The sequence below is a fragment of the Streptomyces spongiae genome, assembly GCF_009377185.1.
Lineage (GTDB): Bacteria > Actinomycetota > Actinomycetes > Streptomycetales > Streptomycetaceae > Streptomyces > Streptomyces spongiae.
On sequence record NZ_VJZC01000815.1, the window covers coordinates 1 to 3,482 of the forward strand.

Annotated in this window: 4 protein-coding genes and 2 pseudogenes; all 6 read left to right on the forward strand. The window is 73.4% G+C overall.

The annotated features are described in order from the left end of the window. A pseudogene (locus tag FNH08_RS47195) lies at nt 1-352 on the forward strand (condensation protein); the annotation flags it as partial. Further along, the gene (locus tag FNH08_RS47200; RefSeq protein WP_152778043.1) at nt 349-1,107 is read left to right on the forward strand and encodes a class I SAM-dependent methyltransferase; all 759 of its coding nucleotides are present in this window, start codon (nt 349-351) and stop codon (nt 1,105-1,107) included. The pseudogene FNH08_RS47195 and the gene FNH08_RS47200, both read left to right, overlap by 4 nt. A gap of 16 nt (nt 1,108-1,123) precedes the next feature. After that, nucleotides 1,124-2,041 (forward strand): hypothetical protein, encoded by a 918-nt coding sequence (locus tag FNH08_RS47205; RefSeq protein WP_322726569.1) that lies wholly within the window; start codon nt 1,124-1,126, stop codon nt 2,039-2,041. Continuing rightward, nucleotides 2,038-2,304, forward strand: coding sequence for a Trm112 family protein (locus FNH08_RS47210; RefSeq protein ID WP_152778047.1), 267 nt, complete (start codon nt 2,038-2,040; stop codon nt 2,302-2,304). Before FNH08_RS47205 ends, FNH08_RS47210 begins: the two co-directional genes overlap by 4 nt. After that, on the forward strand, nt 2,301-3,125 hold the full coding sequence (locus tag FNH08_RS47215; protein WP_152778049.1) for an FkbM family methyltransferase: 825 nt from the start codon (nt 2,301-2,303) through the stop codon (nt 3,123-3,125). Before FNH08_RS47210 ends, FNH08_RS47215 begins: the two co-directional genes overlap by 4 nt. Continuing rightward, nucleotides 3,091-3,482: pseudogene (locus FNH08_RS47220) on the forward strand (hypothetical protein); the annotation flags it as partial. The gene FNH08_RS47215 and the pseudogene FNH08_RS47220, both read left to right, overlap by 35 nt.

The following is a 3,482-nucleotide window of genomic DNA, read 5'->3' on the forward strand; positions in this document are numbered from 1 at the left end:
GGGCCACGGCGCCGCCCTGCTGACCGCCCCCTGGGCGCCGGTCGGGGTGCGGGCCGCGCTCACCCGGGGGTTGCGGAGGGCGGCGGCCCCCTGGACGTCGACGACGCTGCTGAGCAACATCGGCCGCGTCCCGTACCCGCTGGACTTCGGCGAGGAGGCGGGCCGCGCACGTGCCGTGTGGTTCTCGGCACCGGCCCGTATGCCGCGCGGCCTCACCGTCACCACCGCCTCCACGGCGGGCCGCCTCCACCTCGCCCTGCGTTGGTCGCGCACCCTCCTCGGGCACGACGACGGCGCCCACCTCCGCGACCTCTTCGAGCACTACCTGCACACCACGGAGGTCACCCCTTGACGCCCCCGACGACCACGGCACCCCCGCGGCGCGGCCTCCGCGACTTCTACGAGAACCCGGCCGTCCCCGTCGCCTCCGGCACCCCCCGCAGCGTCCGCCAGGCCCGCATGCTGGCCGCGGCACTCGGGCCGGCCACCACGGACGGCACGAACGGCGGCCCAAAGACCGTCCTGGACATCGGCTGCGGCGACGGCACCGCCGCCGCCACCGCCGCCCCCTTCCTCCCCGGCCACAGGATCGTCGGAGTCGACTGGTCCCAGGACGCCCTCAGACGCGCCCACGCCCGGCTGCCGTACGCGGTGCGCGGTGAACTCACCGACGGCGGGCTGCCGTTCGCCTCCGCCACCGCCGACGCCGTCCTGTTCAGCGAGGTGATCGAGCACCTCGTCGACCCGGACGACGCCCTCGACGAGATCCGCCGTGTGCTGCGCCCCGGAGGCCATCTGATGCTCTCCACCCCGAACCTCGCCGCCTGGTACAACCGCGCCCTGCTCCTCGCCGGAGTGCAGCCCGTGTTCTCCGAGGTGAGCCTGCGCGCGATCCACGGCCGCCCGGGGAGAGAGGTCGTGGGGCACCTACGGCTCTACACCGCCCGCGCGCTACGGGAGTTCGTCGCGGCGTCCGGCTTCGAGGTCGTGGCGGTGCGCGGGGCACCCTTCCACGGCGTACCCCGTCCCCTGCGGGGGCTGGACCGGCTGGCCTGTGCGCTGCCGTCGGCCGCGTCGATCCTGCTGCTGCACGCGCGAAGGACGTAGGGCGATGTGGTGGGGAGTGGGCGCGGCCCTCCTGGCGAACGTCCTGTACAGCGCCGGATTCGTCCTGGAGAAACGGGCGTTGGGGAAGCTGCCCCAGGTGACGGTCCGTCAACCGGCCCGGCTGTTGCGCCTGGTGCTCGGCAGCCCGCTGTGGATCGGCGGCTCCCTTGCCTTGGCGGCCGGCTTCGCCGCCCAGCTCGCCGTCTACCGCACCCTGCCGATCGCCGCCGCGCAGGGCATCTTCGTCTCCGGGCTCGTGCTGCTGGTCCTGCTCTCCGGGCGCCTGCTCGGCGAGGAGACGACCGGCCGTGAACGGTACGCGATCGGAGCCATCCTCCTCGCGCTGCTGATGGTGGTGCTGTCGCTGGACGAGGCCACCGACACGGTGAGCCGCGGCGCGCCGTACGGGCTGGTCCTGACCGTCTGCCTGCCCTCGCTCGCCCTCGGCGTGTGGCTGTACACCTCCGCCGAGCGGCGCGCCCGGCACCGCCACCGGCTGCCCACGACGGGCGTCGACTACGGCGTGGCGGTGGGCCTGCTGTACGGGGTGAGCTCGCTGGCCATCAAGGGCGTGTCGAGCCACCTGACGACGAGCGGCTTCGGCGAGGCGCTTCTCGCGCTGCTGCGCTCCCCGTACCCGTACCTCCTCCTGTTCACCGGCGCGTTCGGTCTCGTCATGTCGCAGGCGGCGCTGCAGCGCTCCCGGGCCTCGCTGATCGTGCCGGTGTGCACCACCGTGACCTGCCTGTTCACGGCGGTGCTCGGCACGCTGGCGTTCGGCGAGGCGCTGCCCGACGATCCGTTGCGGCTGGCGCTGCGGGTGGCGGGGACGGCGCTCGCGGTGACCGTACTGCTGTCGATGCCGAAGCACGACGCACCACCCCGACCCGCACCCCGACCACCCGTGGGTGCAAAGGAGTTGACCCCACCATGACCCCCGAGGACCCGCTCCTGAAGATCCTCGCCTGCCCGCTGGACAAGGGCCCGCTGCACCTGGTGACCGAGAAGGAGAGCACCGAAGCCGCCGACCAGATCCCTGACGCGCTCTACAACCCACGGCTGCACCGCCGCTACCCGATCGTCGACGGCATCCCGCAGCTGCTGCCGTCCTCGGGCGAACAGGTCACCGAGGACCAACACGAGGAACTGCTCAAACAGATCAACCGGATCAACCGGATCAACCGGAAGTCGCCATGACCCTCGCCGCCCGCCTCGCCCCCTTCCTGCCCACCCGGCTGATCGCCGCGGCGGCCGGACTCGTCTACCCGCGCTTCGAGCCGGAGCTCGCACGACTCGGCGAGCTGTGCCCTCCGGACTGCGGCACGGCGGTCGACGTCGGCGGCTGGTACGGCCCGTGGACCCGTCGCCTCGCCGGCCGGGCCCGCCGGGTGGTCACCGTCGAACCGGTCCCCCACCTGGCCCGGCTCCTGACCTCTTCTGCTCCCGCGAACGTCCGCGTCGTCCAGGCCGCCGCCTCCGACCACCCCGGCACGGCCCGGCTGTGGCTGCCGTCGGGCGACGAGGGCGAGCGGGGCGTGTCGTCGCTGGTCCGCCGGGACATCCACGCCCGCGCTCTGGACGTCCGCTGCGTCACCCTGGACGGTCTGGGCCTGCGGGACGTGGGCTTCGTCAAGATCGACGTGGACGGCAGCGAACTCGCGGTCCTGCGCGGCGCGCGCGCCATCCTCACCCGCGACCGCCCGGCCCTCTTCGTCGAACTGGAGTCACGCATCCAGCCGATCGCCCCGGTCGTCGACCTCCTCGCCGACCTCGGCTACAAGGGCTGGGTCCTCCCAGGCCGCGCCTGGCTCCCCCTGGACCCGACAGCCCTGGAGGCCCACCAGGCGAAAGCGTCGTACGTCGTCTCCCAGGGCCTGCTGCGCCGCGTACTGCCCCTCCTCCGGGGCCCGCGCTACGTGAACTCGGTCCTCTTCCTCCCGGACGGCCGCCGCCCGGGCGCAGGGGCGGAAGAGGTACGCGACCATGGAGCACATGCCCTCCGCAAAGCCCCCCGCTAGCGCCTCCGGCCGGTTCACCCCACTCGACTTCCAACTCGTCCTGCTGCGCCGCATGGCCGACCACAACCCCGACCTGGTGGCGGACGCCCGCCGCGAACTGAACGCCTCCCTCACCGACATGCGCGAGGCCAACAAACGCTGGCAGGCGATGCTCCGCTCCCCGCGTTCCCGCTCGGCGACCTCGCGCTACCGCTCGGTCCTGGGCGCACCGGAGTCGGTCATCTCCCGGAGGATCGGCGACCTGGAGTGCGAGGCCCTGCTCTGGCCGGTCCCCCTCTGGCCGGACCTGCGCTTCGAGGTGATGGTGGCCCCGAACGGCGCGGCCTGGAACGAGTGGCTGGTCCGCGCCCCCGGCAC

Bases quoted from the DNA above. Each gene is read 5' to 3' on its own strand.
- FNH08_RS47210 (WP_152778047.1), top strand. From the start codon at position 2,038: ATGACCCCCGAGGACCCGCTCCTGAAGATCCTCGCCTGCCCGCTGGAC.
- FNH08_RS47215 (WP_152778049.1), top strand. From the start codon at position 2,301: ATGACCCTCGCCGCCCGCCTCGCCCCCTTCCTGCCCACCCGGCTGATC.